This is a genomic window from Mycolicibacillus koreensis, assembly GCF_002104795.1.
In the GTDB taxonomy this organism is placed as follows: Bacteria; Actinomycetota; Actinomycetes; order Mycobacteriales; family Mycobacteriaceae; genus Mycobacterium; species Mycobacterium koreense.
In genome coordinates, this window is the sequence record NZ_NCXO01000007.1 from 101,857 (window position 1) to 119,417 (window position 17,561).

Annotated in this window: 17 protein-coding genes and 1 pseudogene; 13 read left to right on the forward strand and 5 right to left on the reverse strand. The window is 70.2% G+C overall.

Annotated elements, in window-relative coordinates:
• Window position 1 precedes the first annotated feature (1 nt).
• The 7 genes from B8W67_RS05150 to B8W67_RS05180 all read left to right on the forward strand — a co-directional run bounded on the left by B8W67_RS05150 (window position 2) and on the right by B8W67_RS05180 (window position 7,149).
• Window positions 2-757, forward strand: a complete 756-nt coding sequence (locus tag B8W67_RS05150) for a TIGR03089 family protein (RefSeq protein ID WP_085302575.1) — start codon at window positions 2-4, stop codon at window positions 755-757.
• A 64-nt stretch (window positions 758-821) separates the two neighbouring features.
• Window positions 822-1,109: a DUF1490 family protein gene (locus tag B8W67_RS05155; RefSeq protein WP_069391203.1), complete on the forward strand. Its 288-nt coding sequence runs from the start codon at window positions 822-824 to the stop codon at window positions 1,107-1,109.
• Window positions 1,110-1,119: 10 nt separating this feature from the next.
• The gene (gene ctpC / locus B8W67_RS05160; RefSeq protein WP_085302577.1) at window positions 1,120-3,288 is read left to right on the forward strand and encodes a manganese-exporting P-type ATPase CtpC; all 2,169 of its coding nucleotides are present in this window, start codon (window positions 1,120-1,122) and stop codon (window positions 3,286-3,288) included.
• A gap of 61 nt (window positions 3,289-3,349) precedes the next feature.
• Window positions 3,350-4,327, forward strand: coding sequence for a phosphotriesterase family protein (locus B8W67_RS05165; protein WP_085302579.1), 978 nt, complete (start codon window positions 3,350-3,352; stop codon window positions 4,325-4,327).
• Window positions 4,324-5,151 carry an SDR family oxidoreductase gene (locus B8W67_RS05170; RefSeq protein WP_085302580.1) on the forward strand — a complete coding sequence of 276 codons (828 nt, stop codon included), beginning with the start codon at window positions 4,324-4,326 and terminating at the stop codon, window positions 5,149-5,151. The genes B8W67_RS05165 and B8W67_RS05170 overlap by 4 nt, the downstream gene beginning before the upstream one ends.
• Entirely contained in the window at window positions 5,138-6,370 is a 1,233-nt protein-coding gene (locus B8W67_RS05175) for an acyl-CoA dehydrogenase family protein (protein ID WP_085302581.1), read from the forward strand. The genes B8W67_RS05170 and B8W67_RS05175 overlap by 14 nt, the downstream gene beginning before the upstream one ends.
• Window positions 6,367-7,149, forward strand: coding sequence for an SDR family oxidoreductase (locus tag B8W67_RS05180; RefSeq protein ID WP_085302582.1), 783 nt, complete (start codon window positions 6,367-6,369; stop codon window positions 7,147-7,149). The genes B8W67_RS05175 and B8W67_RS05180 overlap by 4 nt, the downstream gene beginning before the upstream one ends.
• A gap of 113 nt (window positions 7,150-7,262) precedes the next feature.
• Here B8W67_RS05180 and B8W67_RS05185 read toward each other — a convergent pair whose 3' ends face one another.
• On the reverse strand, window positions 7,263-7,925 hold the full coding sequence (locus B8W67_RS05185; protein WP_085302583.1) for a cation efflux transmembrane domain-containing protein: 663 nt from the start codon (window positions 7,923-7,925) through the stop codon (window positions 7,263-7,265).
• 133 nt (window positions 7,926-8,058) lie between these two features.
• Here B8W67_RS05185 and B8W67_RS05190 point away from each other — a divergent pair, with 133 nt between their 5' ends.
• From B8W67_RS05190 to B8W67_RS21495, 3 genes are read left to right on the forward strand one after another with little or no spacing between them, the layout of a single operon-like run.
• Window positions 8,059-9,285 (forward strand): ABC transporter substrate-binding protein, encoded by a 1,227-nt coding sequence (locus tag B8W67_RS05190; RefSeq protein ID WP_069391196.1) that lies wholly within the window; start codon window positions 8,059-8,061, stop codon window positions 9,283-9,285.
• Window positions 9,282-10,364, forward strand: coding sequence for a FecCD family ABC transporter permease (locus tag B8W67_RS05195; protein ID WP_234793825.1), 1,083 nt, complete (start codon window positions 9,282-9,284; stop codon window positions 10,362-10,364). The genes B8W67_RS05190 and B8W67_RS05195 overlap by 4 nt, the downstream gene beginning before the upstream one ends.
• Window positions 10,361-12,133 carry an ATP-binding cassette domain-containing protein gene (locus tag B8W67_RS21495; protein WP_085302584.1) on the forward strand — a complete coding sequence of 591 codons (1,773 nt, stop codon included), beginning with the start codon at window positions 10,361-10,363 and terminating at the stop codon, window positions 12,131-12,133. The genes B8W67_RS05195 and B8W67_RS21495 overlap by 4 nt, the downstream gene beginning before the upstream one ends.
• 4 nt (window positions 12,134-12,137) lie before the next feature.
• Here the strand turns inward: B8W67_RS21495 and B8W67_RS05205 are convergent, their stop codons facing one another.
• Genes B8W67_RS05205 through B8W67_RS05215 form a run of 3 tightly spaced genes read right to left on the reverse strand, consistent with a single transcriptional unit; the run spans window position 12,138 to window position 14,075 of the window.
• Window positions 12,138-12,767: a TetR/AcrR family transcriptional regulator gene (locus B8W67_RS05205; protein WP_085302585.1), complete on the reverse strand. Its 630-nt coding sequence runs from the start codon at window positions 12,765-12,767 to the stop codon at window positions 12,138-12,140.
• A 3-nt stretch (window positions 12,768-12,770) separates the two neighbouring features.
• Window positions 12,771-12,998: a hypothetical protein gene (locus tag B8W67_RS05210; RefSeq protein ID WP_085302586.1), complete on the reverse strand. Its 228-nt coding sequence runs from the start codon at window positions 12,996-12,998 to the stop codon at window positions 12,771-12,773.
• Between the two features lie 3 nt (window positions 12,999-13,001).
• Window positions 13,002-14,075, reverse strand: a complete 1,074-nt coding sequence (locus tag B8W67_RS05215; RefSeq protein WP_085302587.1) for an oxygenase MpaB family protein — start codon at window positions 14,073-14,075, stop codon at window positions 13,002-13,004.
• 251 nt (window positions 14,076-14,326) lie between these two features.
• On the opposite strand from B8W67_RS05215, the gene B8W67_RS20215 reads away from it, so the two are divergent.
• Complete coding sequence (locus tag B8W67_RS20215) at window positions 14,327-14,764, forward strand: hypothetical protein (RefSeq protein ID WP_109561709.1); 438 nt, start codon at window positions 14,327-14,329, stop codon at window positions 14,762-14,764.
• 42 nt (window positions 14,765-14,806) lie between these two features.
• Window positions 14,807-16,309, forward strand: coding sequence for a succinyl-CoA:acetate CoA-transferase ScpC (locus tag B8W67_RS05225; protein WP_085302589.1), 1,503 nt, complete (start codon window positions 14,807-14,809; stop codon window positions 16,307-16,309).
• Here B8W67_RS05225 and B8W67_RS05230 read toward each other — a convergent pair.
• Window positions 16,298-16,477: pseudogene (locus B8W67_RS05230) on the reverse strand (acyl-CoA dehydrogenase family protein); the annotation flags it as partial. The gene B8W67_RS05225 and the pseudogene B8W67_RS05230 sit on opposite strands and share 12 nt — an antisense overlap.
• Before the next feature lie 380 nt (window positions 16,478-16,857).
• Between B8W67_RS05230 and B8W67_RS05235 the strand changes: the two are divergent.
• Window positions 16,858-17,451, forward strand: coding sequence for a hypothetical protein (locus B8W67_RS05235; protein WP_133056041.1), 594 nt, complete (start codon window positions 16,858-16,860; stop codon window positions 17,449-17,451).
• Window positions 17,452-17,561: the final 110 nt, after the last annotated feature.

The window sequence follows — 17,561 nt, forward strand, 5'->3', positions numbered from 1 at the left end:
CCTGACCAGAGTGACAACGGTCAGCGGAGCGATACTCGAACCCCTGTTGCGCGCCGACCCGGTGGGTCCGCGGATCACCTACTACGACGACGCCACCGGTGAACGGATCGAACTGTCGGCGGCCACGCTGGCCAACTGGGCCGCCAAATCGGGGAACCTGCTGCGCGACGAACTCGGCGCCGGGCCGGGCAGTCGGGTGGCGGTGCTGCTGCCGGCGCACTGGCAGACCGCCGCGGTGCTGTTCGGGGTGTGGTGGATCGGCGCGCAGGCACTTCCGGTGCCCCCCGCTCCGGCGGGCGACGCCGGGGACACCACCGGGGCCGACGTCGCGTTGTGCACCCTGGAGCGCCTCGACGCCGCCGACGCCGCCGTGGCCGGCGGCGAGGTCGCGGTGCTCTCGCTGGACCCGTTCGGCCGCCCGGTGACCGATCTGCCGATCGGGGTCACCGATTACGCCACCGCGGTGCGCGTCCACGGCGATCAGATCACCGCCGAGCCCCACCCGGGCCCCGCGCTGCCGGGCATGACGGTGCAGGCACTGCTCGACGCGTGCGCCGAGTCGGCGGCCGCCCACGCGGTGACCGCCACCGACCGGGTGCTGTCCACGGCGAGTTGGGACACCCCCGGCGACCTGGTCGACCATCTGCTGACGGTGTTGTCGGTGGGCGGGTCGCTGGTGCAGGTCGCCCACCCCGACCCGGCGACGATGACCCGGCGGGCCGAGAGCGAGAAGACCACCCGCGGCAATATATGTTGATATAGCAATGTAACGATGTTACTGTCGGTGCGGACCGGATGACATGACTGGAGAGGGGTCCGCAATGGCGGCGTGGGGTCTGTTGGGCAAGGCGGGTAGCGCGGTGGTGACCGGACTGGTCGGCGTGACCGCCTACGAGGCGCTGAAGAAGGCGGCGGCCAAGGCCCCGCTGCACGAGTCCGCGGTGACCGCGACCGAATGGGGCCTGCGCGGGACCCGGCGCGCCGAAGAGGTCGCCGAGTCCGCCCGCCTCAAGGTCGCCGATGTGGTGGCCGAAGCGCGCGAACGCCTCGGCGAGGAGGCACCGGCACCCACCCTCGACGGCCCGGCCGCCCACGACCACGAGCACTGATCCGGCCGTCATGACCACCGACACCACACCGGTCGTCGTCTCCGACGCCGCGGGGCGACTGCGCCTGCGCGTCGACTGGCTGCGAGCCGACTCCCGCCGCGCGGTCGCCATCGAGGACGCCGTCGACGAGGTGGCCGGGGTGCGCGGGGTGCACGCCTACCCGCGCACCGGCTCGGTGGTGGTGTGGTATTCGCCGAAGCGGGGTGAGCGTGAGGCCATCATCACCGCGGTCAAAGCCGCCCGACAGGTGGCCGCCGCGCTGATCCCGGTGCGCGCGCCACGCTCGGCGGAGGTGCGCAACACCGAGGTGCTGCGCATGGCGATCGGTGGGGCGGCGCTGGCGCTGTTGGGGATTCGCCGCTACGCGTTCGCCCGTCCACCGCTACTGGGTCCGTCAAGCCGACTGGTGGCCACCGGTGTCACCGTCTTCACCGGGTATCCGTTCCTGCGCGGGGCACTGCGTTCGCTGCGCTCCGGACGCGCCGGCACCGATGCACTGGTATCGGCGGCGACCGTCGCCAGCCTGGTGCTGCGCGAGAACGTGGTCGCGCTGACCGTGCTGTGGCTGCTCAACATCGGTGAATACCTCCAGGATCTCACGCTGCGGCGCACCCGCAGGGCCATCTCTGAACTGTTGCGCGGGCAGCAGGACACCGCCTGGATCCGGCTGCCCGACAACACCGAGGTCCAAGCGCCGGTGGCCACGCTGCAGGTCGACGACGAGGTGATCATCCACGAGCAGGTCGCCCTGCCCGTCGACGGCGAGGTCGTCGACGGCGAGGCGGTGGTCGACCAGTCGGCGATCACCGGCGAGACCCTGCCGGTCAGTGTCGGTGTGGGCGCGCGGGTGCACGCCGGGTCGGTGGTGATGCGTGGCCGACTTGTGGTGCGCGCCACCGCGGTGGGCAACCAGACCGTGATCGGGCGGATCATCACCCGCGTCGAGGAGGCCCAACACGACCGCGCTCCGATCCAGACCATCGGTGAGACCTTCTCCCGGCGCTTCGTTCCCGCGTCGTTCATCCTCTCGGCCGCCACCCTGGTGTTCACCGGCGACGTGCGCCGCGCGATGACGATGCTGCTGATCGCCTGCCCCTGCGCGGTCGGTCTGGCGACCCCGACCGCGATCAGCGCGGCGATCGGCAACGGCGCCCGACGCGGAATCCTCATCAAGGGGGGCTCGCACCTGGAACAGGCCGGCCGCGTCGACGCGATCGTGTTCGACAAGACCGGAACCCTCACCGTGGGGCGCCCGGTGGTCACCAACATCGTTGCGATGCACCCGGACTGGGAACCCGAACAGGTGTTGGCCTATGCGGCCAGCTCAGAGATCCACTCGCGTCACCCCTTGGCCGAGGCGGTGATCCGCTCCACCGAGGAACGCCACATCAGCATCCCGCCGCACGAGGAGTGCGAGGTGCTGGTGGGCCTGGGGATGCGCACCTGGGCCGACGGGCGGACCCTGCTTCTGGGCAGCCCGTCGCTGCTGAGCAGCGAGGACGTCGCGGTGCCCGCCGAGGCATCCGACTGGGTGGAGAAACTGCGCGGGCAGGCCGAGACCCCGCTGCTGCTCGCCGTCGACGGCGTGTTCGTGGGTCTGATCAGCCTGCGTGACGAGGTCCGCCGTGAGGCGACCGAGGTCCTGGCCAGGCTGCGAGCGCAGGGCGTGCGCCGCATCGTCATGCTCACCGGCGATCACCCCAGGACCGCCGCCGCGGTCGCCGCCGAGCTCGGCATCGACGACTGGCGCGCCGAGGTGTTGCCCGAGGACAAGCTGGAGGCGGTGCGCGAGCTGCAGGATCAGGGCTACACCGTCGGGATGGTCGGAGACGGTGTCAACGACGCGCCCGCGCTGGCCGCCGCCGACATCGGCATCGCGATGGGGCTGGCCGGCACCGACGTCGCGGTGGAGACCGCCGACGTCGCGCTGGCCAACGATGACCTGCGCCGCCTGCTCGACGTGCGCGACCTGGGTTCGCGGGCGGTCGACGTGATCCGGCAGAACTACGGCATGTCGATCGCGGTCAACGCCGCGGGACTGCTCATCGGTGCCGGCGGTGCACTCTCCCCGGTGCTGGCGGCGATTCTGCACAATGCTTCCTCGGTCGCGGTGGTCGCCAACAGTTCTCGGCTCATCCGCTACCGGCTGCCACCGCAGGGCCGTCAGATCGCCCAATAGCGGGGCAGCGGCCGACGCGGCGGTGTATGAAGGGACAAACACCCCGACCGCGAGGAGCGCGATGACTGCTGTCGACACCGTCCGCGGCCCGGTGGACAGTGCAAAGCTGGGCACCACCCTGATGCACGAGCACGTGTTCATCCTCGGCCACGAGATCCGGGCCAACTTCCCCGACTTCCCCAGCCCGTGGGATGAGGAGGCCCGCATCGCCGACGCGGTCGCCAAGCTGACCGAGTGCAAGGCCCGCGGAATCGACACCATCGTCGACCCGACCGTGATCGGCCTGGGCCGTTATCTTCCCCGCATTCAACAGGTCAACGAGCAGGTGGACATCAACATCGTGCCCGGCACCGGCATCTACACCTACAACGACGTGCCGTTCCAGTTCCACTACATCGGGCCGGGCAACATCGAGGACATGCCCGAGCCGATGGTCGATCTGTTCGTCCGCGACATCCGTGAGGGCATCGCCGACACCGGGGTGAAAGCGGCGTTCCTCAAGTGCGCCATCGAAGTGCCCGGCCTGACACCGGGAGTGGAGCGGGTGATGCGCGCGGTCGGACAGGCCCACGTCGCCACCGGCGCGCCGATCACGGTGCACACCAACCCGCACACCGAGTCCGGTCTCGTCGCCCAGCGGGTGCTGGCCGAAGAGGGCGTGGATCTGTCCAAGGTGGTGATCGGGCACAGTGGTGACTCCACCGACCTGGATTACCTGCGCCGGCTTGCCGACGCCGGTTCCTACCTGGGCATGGACCGTTTCGGTGTGGACATGCTGTGCCCGTTCGAGGATCGGGTGAACACCGTCGCGGAGATGGTGCGGTTGGGTTACGCGGAGAAACTGGTGCTCTCCCACGACGCGTCGTGCTTCATCGACTGGTTCACCGAGGAGGGCCGCACGGCGGCGTTGCCGAATTGGAACTTCACCCACATCAGCGACGATGTGCTGCCCGCGTTGCGGGAACGCGGGGTCACCGACGACCAGATCACCACCATGCTGGTGACCAACCCGCGCCGCTACTTCGAGCCCGCCACATGAACCTCGACGGCCGCACCGCGGTGGTCACCGGCGCCGGCAGCGGGATCGGCGCGGCGATCGCCGCAGCGCTGGCCGACCGGCGGGCCCGGGTGGTGGTCGCCGACCTCGACGGGGACGCCGCCGAGCGCACCGTCGCCGCGATCACCGCGCACCACCCGGGCGCGGCGGTCGCGGTCGCCGGGGACGTGGCCGACCCCGCGGTGATCGCGACGCTGATCGACACCGCCGAGCGCACCTTCGGCCCCGTCGCGCTGTATGTCGCCAACGCCGGGGTGATGGGCGCGCCGGGCCTGGGCGACGACGCCGACTGGGACCGGGTTTTGGCGGTGAACCTGCGCGCCCACATCCGGGCCGCACAGCAACTGGTGCCCGGCTGGGTGGAACGCGGCGAGGGGTACTTCGTCAGCACCGCCTCGGCGGCCGGACTGCTCACCCAGATCGGCGCCGCCGGGTACGCGGTCTCCAAGCATGCCGCGGTCGGCTTCGCCGAATGGCTGGCGGTGACCTACGGCGACCGGGGTGTGCGGGTCAGCTGCCTGTGCCCGATGGGGGTGGACACCGCCATGCTCGACCCCAGCACCACACCGGGCGATCCGCTCGGGGCGGTGGCGATCCGGGCGGTCACCGCCGCCGGGTCGGTGCTCGGCGCCGACGCGGTGGCCCGCGAGGTACTCGCCGCGATCGACCAGGAGCGGTTCTTGATCCTGCCGCATCCGGAGGTGGCGGCGATGTACGCGCAGAAGAGCTCCGATTACGACCGCTGGCTGCGCGGCATGCGCCGCTACCAGGCCGGCCTGTTGGGAGACGCCGATGTCGATGTTTGACCTGTCCGCCCGCGCTCAGCAACTGCAGGGCGAGCTCACCGAGTTCATGGACGCCGATGTCTACCCCGCAGAGGAGGTCTACGCCGCCCAGATGCGCGAGGCCGGCGACCCACACCACCAGCCCGCAGTCGTCGAGGATCTCAAGGCCGCCGCCCGCCGGCGCGGACTGTGGAATCTGTTCCACCCGCATCCGGGCACCGGTGCGGGGCTGACCAACCTGGAGTACGCGCCCCTGGCGGAGATCATGGGGCGCAGTCCACTGGGGCCGGAGGCGTGCAACTGCAGCGCCCCCGACACCGGCAACATGGAGGTGCTCGAGCTGTTCGGCAGCGCCGAACACAAGGAGAAATACCTGCGCCCGCTGCTCGAGGGCACCATCCGGTCGGCGTTCGTGATGACTGAGCCGGCAGTGGCCAGCTCCGATGCCACCAACATCGAGCTGTCGATGACCCGCGATGGTGACCACTATGTGCTCAACGGCCGTAAATGGTTCGCCTCCAACGCACTCCATCCGCACTGCACGGTGATGATCGTGATGGGCAAGACCGATCCGGACGCTCCGATCCACCGGCAACAGTCGATGATGGTGGTGCCCATCGACGCCCCCGGGGTCACCGTCGTACGCAACCTGCCGGTGTTCGGCTACGTCGATCGGGAAGGCCACGCCGAGATCCAGTTCTCCGACGTGCGGGTCCCGGTCACCGACGTCCTCAAGGGCGAAGGTGAGGGTTTCGCGATCGCGCAGGCGCGGCTCGGCCCCGGCCGCATCCACCACTGCATGCGGGTGATCGGGATGAGCGAGCGGGTGCTGGAATTGATGTGCCGACGGGCGCAGTCCCGGGTGACGTTCGGTAAACCCTTGGCCGACAACGCCAACATCGCCGATTGGATCGCCGAGGCGCGCATCGACATCGAGATGATCCGTTTGTTGACGCTGAAAACCGCGTACCTGATGGACACCGTCGGCAACAAGGCCGCCCAGACCGAGATCGCCGCGATCAAGGTCGCGGCCCCCAACATCGGGCTGACGATCGTCGACCGCGCCATCCAGGTCCACGGCGCGGCCGGGGTCACCGACGATTTTCCGCTGGCGTCGATCTACGCGCACCTGCGGACGCTGCGGCTCGCCGACGGCCCCGATGAGGTCCACAAACGCGCGATCGCGCGCCGCGAGTTGCACCGCTACCGGGAGCTGCGCCCGGACTGGCGGCCACGATGAGCGCCGCCGGATCCCCGACGACCGCCGGACTGGACGGCAAGACCGCGATCGTCGCCGGCGCGTCGCGGGGCATCGGACTGGCCGCGGCAAAGGCGCTGGCCGCCGGCGGGGCCACCGTCGTGGTGACCTCGCGGCGCGCCGAGGCCGCACAACAGGCGGCCGAGCAGGTCGGGGCCGACGCGATCGGTGTCGCCGCCCACGCGACCGACGAGGCGGCCGCGCGGTCCTGCGTCGACACCGTGCTGCAGCGGTTCGGCCGCCTCGACATCCTGGTCAACAACGCCGCCACCAATCCCGCGTTCGGGCCGATGATCGCCCAGGATCACGCCCGGTTCACCAAGACCATCGACGTGAACCTGTGGGCGCCGCTGCTGTGGACCTCGCTGGCGACCACCGCGTGGATGGGTGAGCACGGCGGATCGGTGATCAACACCGCCTCGATCGGCGGGCTCTCCCACGAGGCCGGCATCGGGGTGTACAACACCACCAAAGCGGCGTTGATCTACCTGACCAAGCAGCTGGCGCTGGAGCTGTCCCCGCGGGTGCGGGTCAACGCGGTGGCCCCGGGGCTGGTGCGCACCAAGATGGCGGAGGCGCTGTGGAAGGGCCACGAACCGCAGGTGGCCGAACGCACCGCGCTGGGTCGCATCGGCGAGCCCGGCGACATCGCGGCGGCGATCACGTTTCTGGCCTCCGATGCGGCGAGTTGGATCACCGGGGAGGTCCTCGTCATCGACGGGGGCCAGCACCTCGGCGACGCCCGCGGCTACCGCAGCTGAGCCGCCCTGCTGCCGCCCCTCGGTGCGCGAAACTCACGTTTGCGTGCCGACACGCCGGGAAACGCGACACAAACGTGAGTGTGGACGATCGGTGCGCCGGTGAGCGGCGCCGCTCAGCAGCCGCAGTCCTCGCCGCGCCAGGCGCGCACACCTTGCCACGCGGCCACCCCGGCGACACCGAGCCCGATCGCCGGATCCAGCCACCACCCGCCCGACCAGGTGGCCGTGACCGCCAGGCCGAGCAGCACCGCCGCCGCCTGCGCGCCGCACAGGTAGTTCTGGGTGCCTTCGCCCTTGGTGGCCGCCGAGCGCAGGCGCTGCCCCAGCTTGTGCTGCAGCCGGCCGATCGTCGGCATCTGGATGAGCGCCACGGTGGTCAGCGCGATCCCGATGACGCTGGTCTCGATCTCCCGCTCGGTGAACAGGTGGCGCAGCGACTCCGCGGCGATGTAGGGGGCGAGCAGCCAAAACGACACCGCCACCCCGATCTGGGCACGTCGCTCGGCGGTGGTGGACAGGGTGCGCGAGCCGGTGAACCGCCACAGCACCATCACGCTGGCCAGTCCTTCGGGGATGGCTCCGAGCGCCCAGCCGGTCAGCGCGATCGACTGGGACTGCAGGCCCTCGTAGAGTCCGACGGTGCCTTCCACGGCCACGAACGCCAACGTTGCCCAGGCCAGGATCCGCGCCCACCGTGCCGCACGATGCCAGCCGGCATCCTGCGTCAATGGCGCCGGAGCATGGTCGGCTGCGGCGCAGGCGGTCGTTGTTTCCACTGGGGCGATCCTAGCGCGCACGTCATGGCGGGCTCATTCCCGTGAGCGTGAGGGATGCAACAATGTCGCCGGTACCCGCGCCCACCGACCGGCCGCAGCGCCGTGTCCGCCTCGAGAAAGAGTCGACCGACTGATGCCACGCCCGCTCCGGATCGCCCTGGCTGTGACCGGCTGCCTGGCAGTCACGCTGACTGCCTGCAGCACGCAGTCCGCCGAGCGCACCCCGACTTCGACCACCACGACGACCACCACCGTCACCAAGGCCGCCGACGGCGGCTGCATCACCGACTTCGACGCCGACACCGACTACTTCCCGAACAAGTCGACGGTCAGCGACGCCACCAACTTCACCCTGCGCTACCACAAGAGCTACCAGGTGCTGACGGTCAACCAGCCCTATCCGGGCGGAAAACCGCAGTCCTATGTGCTGGTGCACTGCGGGGCCCCGGCCCCGGAACTCTCCGGCGAACTCGCGCGCGCCCCGCAGATCACGGTGCCGGTCACCAGCGTCTACTCCGGCTCGACCAGTCAGCTGGCCATGTTCGCCGAGTTGGAGCAGACCGACGTGGTCACCGGGGTCGCCGGCAGCGACAACGTGGTCAACGCCGACATCCGCGGCCGGATCAACGACGGCGACGTCGTCGACTACGCCTCCAGCGGTCAGCTGAACGCCGAACTGATCGCCACCGAGCAGCCCGATGTGCTGCTCACCCAGGGCCTCGACGACCCGGTGTATGCGAAGCTGCGCGACGCCGGGGTGCCGGTGGTCGCCGACGCCGAGTGGCTCGAGCCCACCCCGTTGGGCCGCGCCGAATGGGTCAAGGTGATCGCCGCGCTGACCGGCACCGAGAAGAAGGCCGCCGAAGTCTACGGTCAACTGCGCAACGCCTACGAGGTGCTGGTGGACAAGGTCGCCGACCTGCCGCCCGAGCAGGTGCTGCTGGGCACCCTGTACGAGGGCACCTGGTCGATGCCCACCGGTCGGGAGTACAGCGGGCGGATGGTCCTCGACGCCGGCGGTGACTACCCGTGGGCGCACGACCCCGGTTCCAAGTTGCAGCTGAACTTCGAGTCGGTGTTCGCCAAGGCCGGTCAGGCCCCGGTGTGGCTGGTCGACACCGACTGGGAGACGTTGCGCGACGCCACCGCCGCCGAACCGCGCTACGCCGAACTGGCGGCGCTGCGCGACGGGCAGGTCTGGTCCGCCGACAAGGCGATCGGCCCGGCCGGCGGCAACGACTACTGGGAGCGCGGTGTGGCCCGCCCCGACCTGGTGTTAGCCGATCTGGTCGCGATCCTGCATCCGAAACTGTTGCGCGAGCACCACTTCGAGTTCTACCGGCAAGTCCCGCCGGAGTGACCGACCTCGCCGCCCCGGCACCCGCCGCGGTGCCGCGCCGGGTCGGTCGCACCGCGCTGGTGCTGGGCGCTCTGCTGATCGCGGTGGTGGTGCTGACGCTGGCGGGTATCGCGCTGGGGCCGGTGCGGGTGCCCGTGGCCGATACGGTACGGATCCTGCTCGGGGCCGACCCGTCCGATCCTCGCTGGCAGGTGGTGGTCACCACGATGCGGCTGCCCCGGGTGCTCACCGCCGCGGCCGCCGGCGCGGCTCTGGCGGTGGCCGGGCTGCAGATGCAGACCCTGTTCCGCAACATCCTCGCCGACCCGTATGTGCTGGGGATCAGCTCCGGCGCCAGCCTCGGGGTGGCGGTGGTGGCCGTCGGCAGCGGATCGACGGCCGCCGGGATCACCGCCGGTCTCGGCGGGGGCGGCCGGGCCGCGGTGGTGTTGGCCGCCGCGATCGGCGCCGGGGCGGTGCTCGCGCTGGTGTTGCTGCTGTCGCGGTGGGTGCGCTCGGCGGCCACGCTGCTGCTGATCGGGGTGATGCTCGGCGCGGCCAGCACCGCGATCGTGGCGGTGTTCCTCGTCTACGCCGACCCGCGCCGGGTCCAGCAGTTCCTGCTGTGGGGGCTGGGCAGTTTCGCCGGCACCTCCTGGTCGGATCTGCGGCTGCTGTTGCCGTTGACCGCCGCGGGGGTCGCCGCGGCGGCGCTGACGGTACGCCCGCTCAACGCGCTGCTGCTCGGCGAGGGCTACGCCCGCACGATGGGCATCGACGTGCGCCGGGCGCGGGTGATCACCTGCGCATCGGCGGCGGTGCTCGCCGGTGCGGTGACCGCGTTCTGCGGGCCGATCGCATTTTTGGGTCTGGTGGTTCCACACCTGTGCCGGATCGCGTTGGGCACCTCCGATCACCGGGTGCTGATCCCGGGGGTGGTGTTGCTCGGCGCCGCGGCGGCGTTGGCGTGCGGGCTGGTCAGCCAGGTGCCCGGCAGTGACACGGTGCTGCCGGTCAACGCCGTCACCGCGCTGGTCGGCGCGCCGATCGTCATCGCGGTGCTGCTGCGCAGCCGCCGCGGGTTGGGTATCGAACGATGAGCATCACCCTGGTCGATTTGGCCGTCGGCTACCGTGCGCGGCGGCGCACCACCACGGTCGCCGCGGGATTGGCGGCCACCGCGCGCGACGGTGAGCTCACCGTGCTGCTCGGTCCCAACGGCTGCGGCAAATCCACCCTGATCCGCACCCTGTGCGGGTTGCAGCCCGCGCTGGGCGGCCGGGTCCTGCTCGACGACGTCGACCTCACCGACCTGCCCGGCGACGATCGGGCCCGCCAAGTCGGTGTGGTGCTCACCGATCGGGTCGATCCGGGACTGCTGTCGGCGCGTGAGCTGGCCGGACTGGGCCGCATCCCGCACCTGGGGCTGAGCGGGCGGCTGCGCCCCGACGACGACGCGGTGGTCGACTGGGCGCTGCAGGCGGTCGGCGCGGCGGCCTTCGCCGACCGGCCCGCCGCGCAACTCTCCGACGGCGAGCGCCAGCGGGTGTTGACCGCACGGGCCCTGGCCCAGCAGCCACGGCTTTTGGTGCTCGACGAGCCGACCGCGTTTTTGGATGTGCCGTCGCGTGCCGGGCTGGTCGAACTGCTCCGCGGTCTGGCCCGCGAGCAGGGCTTGACGGTGGTGATGTCCACCCACGATCTGGAATTGGCACTGCGGGTCGCCGACCGGGTGTGGCTGATGCACCCGGGCGGGAGGCTTGTCGACGCCGCCCCCGAACAGCTGATGCTCGACGGGCGGATCGGGGCGCTGTTCGACGGCGACACCTTGCGGTTCGACGCGGTCAGCGGAACCTTCCTGCTGCGCCAGCCCGACGGCGGTGCACGCAGCGCCCGCATCGAGGCCCCTGAGCCGCTGGGGGCAGCACTGGAGCGGATCTTGGCCCGGGAGGGCTGGGCGGCGGCCGGCGACCAGCCCGCCGAGATCGTGGTGAGCGCCACCGAGGCCGCGTCGCTGACCGTGCACACCGGGCCCGGCGAGCGGCTCACCAGCACCGTCGGCGATCTCGGCGCCCGGTTACGCGACCTGCCGCACCGCGACACCCGCGCCGTGGCGGCGGCGCAGACCGACCCGGTGTGGCCGGCGCTCGCCCGGGTGAGTCCGTACTTCATGCTGCACACCGGGGAGCCCGACGGGGACGGCTGGCGGCCGGTCGCGCAGTTGTACCGCGACACCGCGGTGCTCGATGCGCTCGTCGACGCGGTGGGTGAGCGCATCGCGGCACCGCACCGCCGGGTGGCCGCCTCGACGTTCCACCTGGGATTCGCGGCCCGGCTGTGGTCGATCTGGCTGGGCGCGGCCCTCGGGCACGGGGTGGTGGTCGACCTGGATCCCGAGCTGCTGCACTTCCGTCACGACGCCGGCGGACTGCAGCTGCATCTGCGTGCACCGCGCTGCTGGCACGCCCCGAGCGGCGCCGCCGAAGGTCCCGCTGGGGCCTCCTCTGAGATCCCCGCGGTCGACGCCGCGGTGGCACCGGTGGTGCACACCCATCTGCGCCCGCTGGCCGCCGCGGTGCGCGCCAGCACACCGATGTCGGAGCGGCTGTTGACCGGCAACGCCGCCGCGGCGCTTCTCGGCGCCGCGACGGTGCTCGACACCCACGGTCATCACCGCGCCCCCGGCCCGGCGTGGCGCTGGGCGCGGCAGGCCTGTGAGGATCACCTCGCCGACGCGGTGGTCTTCAGCGACACCGGGTATCGGCGCACCAGCTGCTGTTTGTTCTACCGGACTCCCGGCGGGCGGCTCTGCGGGGACTGCGCGCTCGACCGCGTCCCCGCACCGCGCCGGCGACGCCGGACCCGGTGAACACTCACCCGGTTGCGCGCAGGGCCCGGTAGGCCGCCGGACCCATCACTGCGGCGAGATCTTCTGGCGCCCATCGTTTTCCACTACCGTCGCCGTCGAGCGACATCCGCACCGCCGACTCACAGATCGCGAGGAACGCCTCCGTCAACGGCCCCAACACCCGGTCGATGTCGGCGACCTGCCAGCGCTCCAACAGCGGCCGCATCACCGCCGCGATCCGCTCCACGATCTGCGCGCGGCCACGCACGATCGCCGCCGACAACACCGGGTCCGGGTCGGCGGCGAACATGATCCGCCACGACGCGGGGCGCTCGGCCACCGCGGTCAGCAAGGTGGTGAAGCCGTCGGTGAACAACTGCTCGATCGACCCGGTGCGCTGCGGCGGCAGCATCGCCAAGAGCCGGGTCACCATGAGCTCGGTCTCCCGGTCCAGCAGCGCCGCGAGCACCTCACCGCGTTTGCGGTAGCAGGCGTAGACCACCGGGCGAGTCACTCCCATCCGCTCGGCGATCGCCGCCATCGTCACCTGCTGCACGCCCTGCTCGGCGGCGATCTGCAGCGCGGTGTCGAGGACCTGCGGCCGCCGGCGCTGCGGCCCGAGGTGCGAGGCCCGGCGGCGCGTGGCGGGCGGCACGGCTCAGACCAGCGTCACATCGGCGATGAGCAGCACCGGCCAGGCGACGACTTCCCCGAGCGCGGAGAAGACCTTGTCCAGCCCGTCGAGCGACTGCAGGTGCGCGCTGTGGGTCACCGCCCAGATCAGGCCGATCGCCAGGTAGGGCAAGCCGACCGCCACGGCAGCGACCACCCCCAGATACACCAGTTGGCGGATGCTGAGCTGCCGGTCGAGAAACTGGGTGAGCATCGGTCAGCGCACCGTTCCGAGCATCGGTTCGGATTCGACGATGCCCTCGTCGCTGGGGGCCGCGCCGTCGCCGAAGACGCGGCGGTGCTGGCGGTCGCGCAGCTCCTGGTGGGCCTGCGCCGGCGGGTCGAAACCGAACCGCCGCTGCGCTTCGCGCGGGGTGGTGGTGGCCGCACTGACCGGCGCGATCCGCCGCAGCACCCGAGTTCCGATCGGCACCGTCGCCGGGGACAACAGCCGCAACAAGATGAGCTGACCCCGAGTACTCAAACTGATCACCGAGAACGCCGCACTCAGCGGGGCAACCACCGCAGCATCCAACAACCGCGAGGTCGGCAAACCCACCAACTCCCGCATCCACCGCGGCATCGTCGCCAGGGTGCCGCGCCGCAAAAACGCCGTGATCACCCAGGTGAACGGCCGCAGCAGCAACGGCATCGGCGGCAACATCACCTCCGCGCGCAGCAGATGATTCATCGCCCGCCGCGCAATCGGCGAGTCCAGCAGCACCGGACGCATTTCCTCGAAGTAGCGCCGCACTCCCTCACGGTCCTGCGGGATGTCCTCCGGATCGCAGGTCTGCAGCTGCGCCGCCCGCCGGCACTCCGCCCAGTACTGCAACTCGTCGGCCTCCGACAACGGCCCCGGCCCGTACTTCTCGTAGGCGACGAGAATCGAGTGCCACGCGGTCAGATGAATCCACAGCTGCGACGCCGGATCGTTGGCGTCATAGGGCAACCCGGTCACCGGGTCGGTGCCGATCGCCTTGGAGTGGATCTTGACCAACACATCGGCCACCTCAGCCGTGGAGCGCGCATCACCAAAAGCCACCATCGCGAAATACCGCAAAGTCCGGTCATAACGGGTCCGCGGCCGCTCATAGATCTGACTGGTGGTATCCACCGAAGCCACCAACGCCGGATCCAACTCCTCGATCACCACAGCACGCTGAAACCCGATCGACAGCGACGTCGGATAACTCCACACCCGCCACGTCACCGACCCCGGCCCGAAGAACCCATAGTCCTCGGCGGGCTCCGCCGTCGGCAACGACAACCAGTCACGGATAACGCTCACGGTCTACCCCTCACATTTTCCTACAGTGTGTAGGATTCTGGCGGCTACGGTCCCGCCCGTCAAGGGCGTGGGTCACCGGTGGACGCAGCGGGCCACCATGATCCACTGGGATCCACTGGAATCCGTCGGGACCGCCGGATGAGACACCGAGGGGAGTCGGGCATGACACGCAGCGACGACGATCGGTCGCGCCGTGCGGCCGGTGCGCGCTGCCGACGCCTCGGGGCCGCGATGGGCCCGGGACGGCACCGATGAGGTGGGTGCTGGCCGGACTCGGCGTCGCGGCGATCGCCGTGGCGCTGACCCAGCCGTGGTTCGGCGCCGCCACCGTGGGCGGGGCGGCCACCCTCACCGGGTGGGGGCACTGGTCGGTCCAGGAGGCGATCGAGGCCCGACTGGTCCCGGTGCCGTTGGGGCTCACGGTGGCCGCGCCGCTGGTGTGGGTGGTGGTCGCCGCCGTGCGCAGCCGGTTCGGTCAAGCGTTCATCGGATCGGTCGCCGCCGTGGCGCTGACCGGGTTAGGCATCGCCCTGCATCAACGCGTGGCCGCCAGCGTGCCCGGCGGCGACGCGGTATTCGTCAGCCTGGGCTCCGCGCCCGCACTGGTGTTGGGTTTGACACTGGTCGCCACGGTCTGCGCCTGGTATCTGTTCGCCCGCACCGAGTTACGTGACCCGCCCACATCCTGATCGGGCGGGCCGTCGCACGTCGCGGTCCGTAGACTGGTCAGTGTGACTCCCCGCATCGCGGATCCGACGCTGGCGGCGCGGATCTGCACCGCCGAGGAGGCGGCCGCGCTGATCCACGACGGTGACCGGGTCGCGATGAGCGGGTTCACCGGGGCCGGACACCCCAAGGCGGTGCCGGCCGCACTGGCCCGCCGCGCCACCGAGCAGGCCGAAGCCGGCGGACGCACCCCCCGCATCGAGATGTGGACCGGAGCGGGCACCGTGGCGGCTGTCGACGGCGCCCTGGCCGCCGCCGGGTTGATCAGTCGGCGGCTGCCGTATCAGTCCGACCCCACCCTGCGTGCGGCGATCAATGCCGGCGAGGTGGACTACCTCGACCTGCACATCGGCCAGGTCGCGCCGTTGGCGCGTCACGGGGCCCTCGGCGAGGTGAGCGTCGCCCTGATCGAGGCCGCGGCCATCACCGCCGACGGGGACCTGGTGCCCACCACCTCGGTGGGCAACAGTCAGACCTGGCTGGATCTGGCCGACCGGGTGATCGTCGAGGTCAACTCCTGGCATGCGTCGGCCCTGCACGGCCTGCACGACATCGCCGCCGATACCGGGGCTTCCGTTCCCATCCGCGCCGCCGGCGACCGGATCGGGGCACCGGTGTTGACGTGTTCACCCGACAAGGTGGTGGCGGTGGTGCCCACGGACGCCGCCGAGGGCAACGACGCTTTCACCGCCCCCGATGCGGCGTCGCACCGGATCGCCGGGCATCTGCTGGATTTCCTCGCCGCCGAGGTGAGGGCCCGGCGCCTCCCCGCGTCGCTGCGGCCGCTGCAGTCGGGCGTGGGCAACGTGGCCAACGCGGTGCTCGCGGCGTTGGCCGACAGCGGGTTCACCGATCTGAGCGCCTACACCGAGGTGATCTCCGACGGGATGCTCTCGCTGATCGACAGCGGCCGGATGCGGGTGGCCTCGGCGACCTCGCTGGCGCTGAGCACCGACGGGATGAGCCGGTTTCGTGCCGGCGACTATCGGGACCGAATCGTGTTGCGGCCCGCGGAGATCAGCAACCACCCCGAGGTGGTGCGGCGACTGGGGGTGATCGCCCTCAACAGCATGATCGAGGCCGACATCTACGGCAACATCAACTCCTCCCACATCGTGGGTAGCCGGATCATGAACGGGGTCGGCGGTTCCGGGGATTTCGCGCGAAATGGATTTCTGTCGGTGTTCATCACCCCGTCGGTCGCCAAAGGCGGTGCGGTGTCGGCGATCGTGCCGATGGCCAGCCACGTCGATCACCCGGGCCAGGATGTCGACGTGATCGTCACCGAACATGGCCTGGCCGATCTGCGCGGGCTCGCCCCGCGTCAGCGCGCCGCCCGGATCATCGCGTGCTGCGCGCACCCCGATTACCGTGGCGCGCTCGATGATTACTTCCAGCGCGCCCTGCGCGACGGTCCGGGACGCCACACCCCGCATCTTCTCGGGGAGGCTCTGTCCTGGCATTCCCGCTACGTCAGCGAGGGCAGCATGCGCGGCTCAGCGCAGTAGGGCGCGGCTCATGACGACGCGTTGAATCTGGTTGGTGCCCTCGTAGATCTGGGTGATCTTGGCGTCACGCATCATGCGTTCGACGGGGAAGTCGATGGTGTAACCGGCCCCGCCGAACAACTGCACCGCGTCGGTGGTGATCTCCATGGCCACATCGGAGGCGAAGCAGACCGCCTATAGTGGCCGTCCATTATCATTACCGGTCTGAGCATCAAAACGGGGCGACCTCCTGCGTTTGCCCGACTACACCTCCGCCGGAAATAATCCTTTTGGATCAGTACGGGGTTGATGTGAAGAGTTGGCTGATCCACTTCGGCGTCGGCTACCCAGCGGGCACGATCACCCCCGCCGGAAGGAAGTGAACTGTGCCCCCAATCACGTTTGGACGGCTCGCCGCGCTCGGTTGTACCGTCGCGTTGACCTGCGTTTCCTCCTGCGGTACGACGCCGGATACCGAGAACACCGCAGCGCCCCCGACTGCAGCAGAAGACCTCTACGCCCGCGCGCACTACACCGTGATCTGGTCCGATGCGGCCGGGATCAGCCTGATGTCCCCGGACGCCACCTACATCCGCGCCAGCATGGAATCACTGTACGTCGCCGCACTCAACGGCAACGCCGACGCCGCCGCCCCCGGCTTCTGGGACACCCTCACCGGCCCCGCAGAAGAATACGCCCGCAACTTCTTCCGCTCGGGGCCCGGCAACCCCGAATACGGCATCCACCGCTACGAAATCCACCGCTACGAATTCCTCACCGCTACCCACAACGACACCGACAACACCACCACCGCCACCATCTGCCTATACTGGAACCAGACCGGAACGGCCGCCTACGACCCCGACACCAAAAACGAAATAGACAAGAAGTCGTTCTCGAGCTTTTACCCGTCAAGCGAGACACTTACCTTCAAGAAGGGCGGCGAGACCGCACCACCCGGCCATCAATCCGGCGCCGACACCTTCCCCAGCACACCACTATTCGGCACATGGAAAACAATCGACTGGAAGCGAGACTTTCGGTCCGATAACCCGTGCCGGGACCGGCTGTTGCCGGGCGTGCCCCCCGGGGAATGGACCACACCGACCATCGCCGACGTCCCACACGAGCCCAGCTACCCCGGCTGGTCAAACGGATCATAGAAACTTTTACGAAAGACCCACACTGTGTCAGTCTGAACCGCCCCGGTGTGTCCGGAGACTTACTGGTTTGAGAACTCGGCGGGTTGCTGAGTTCGGTGGTGACGGTAGTA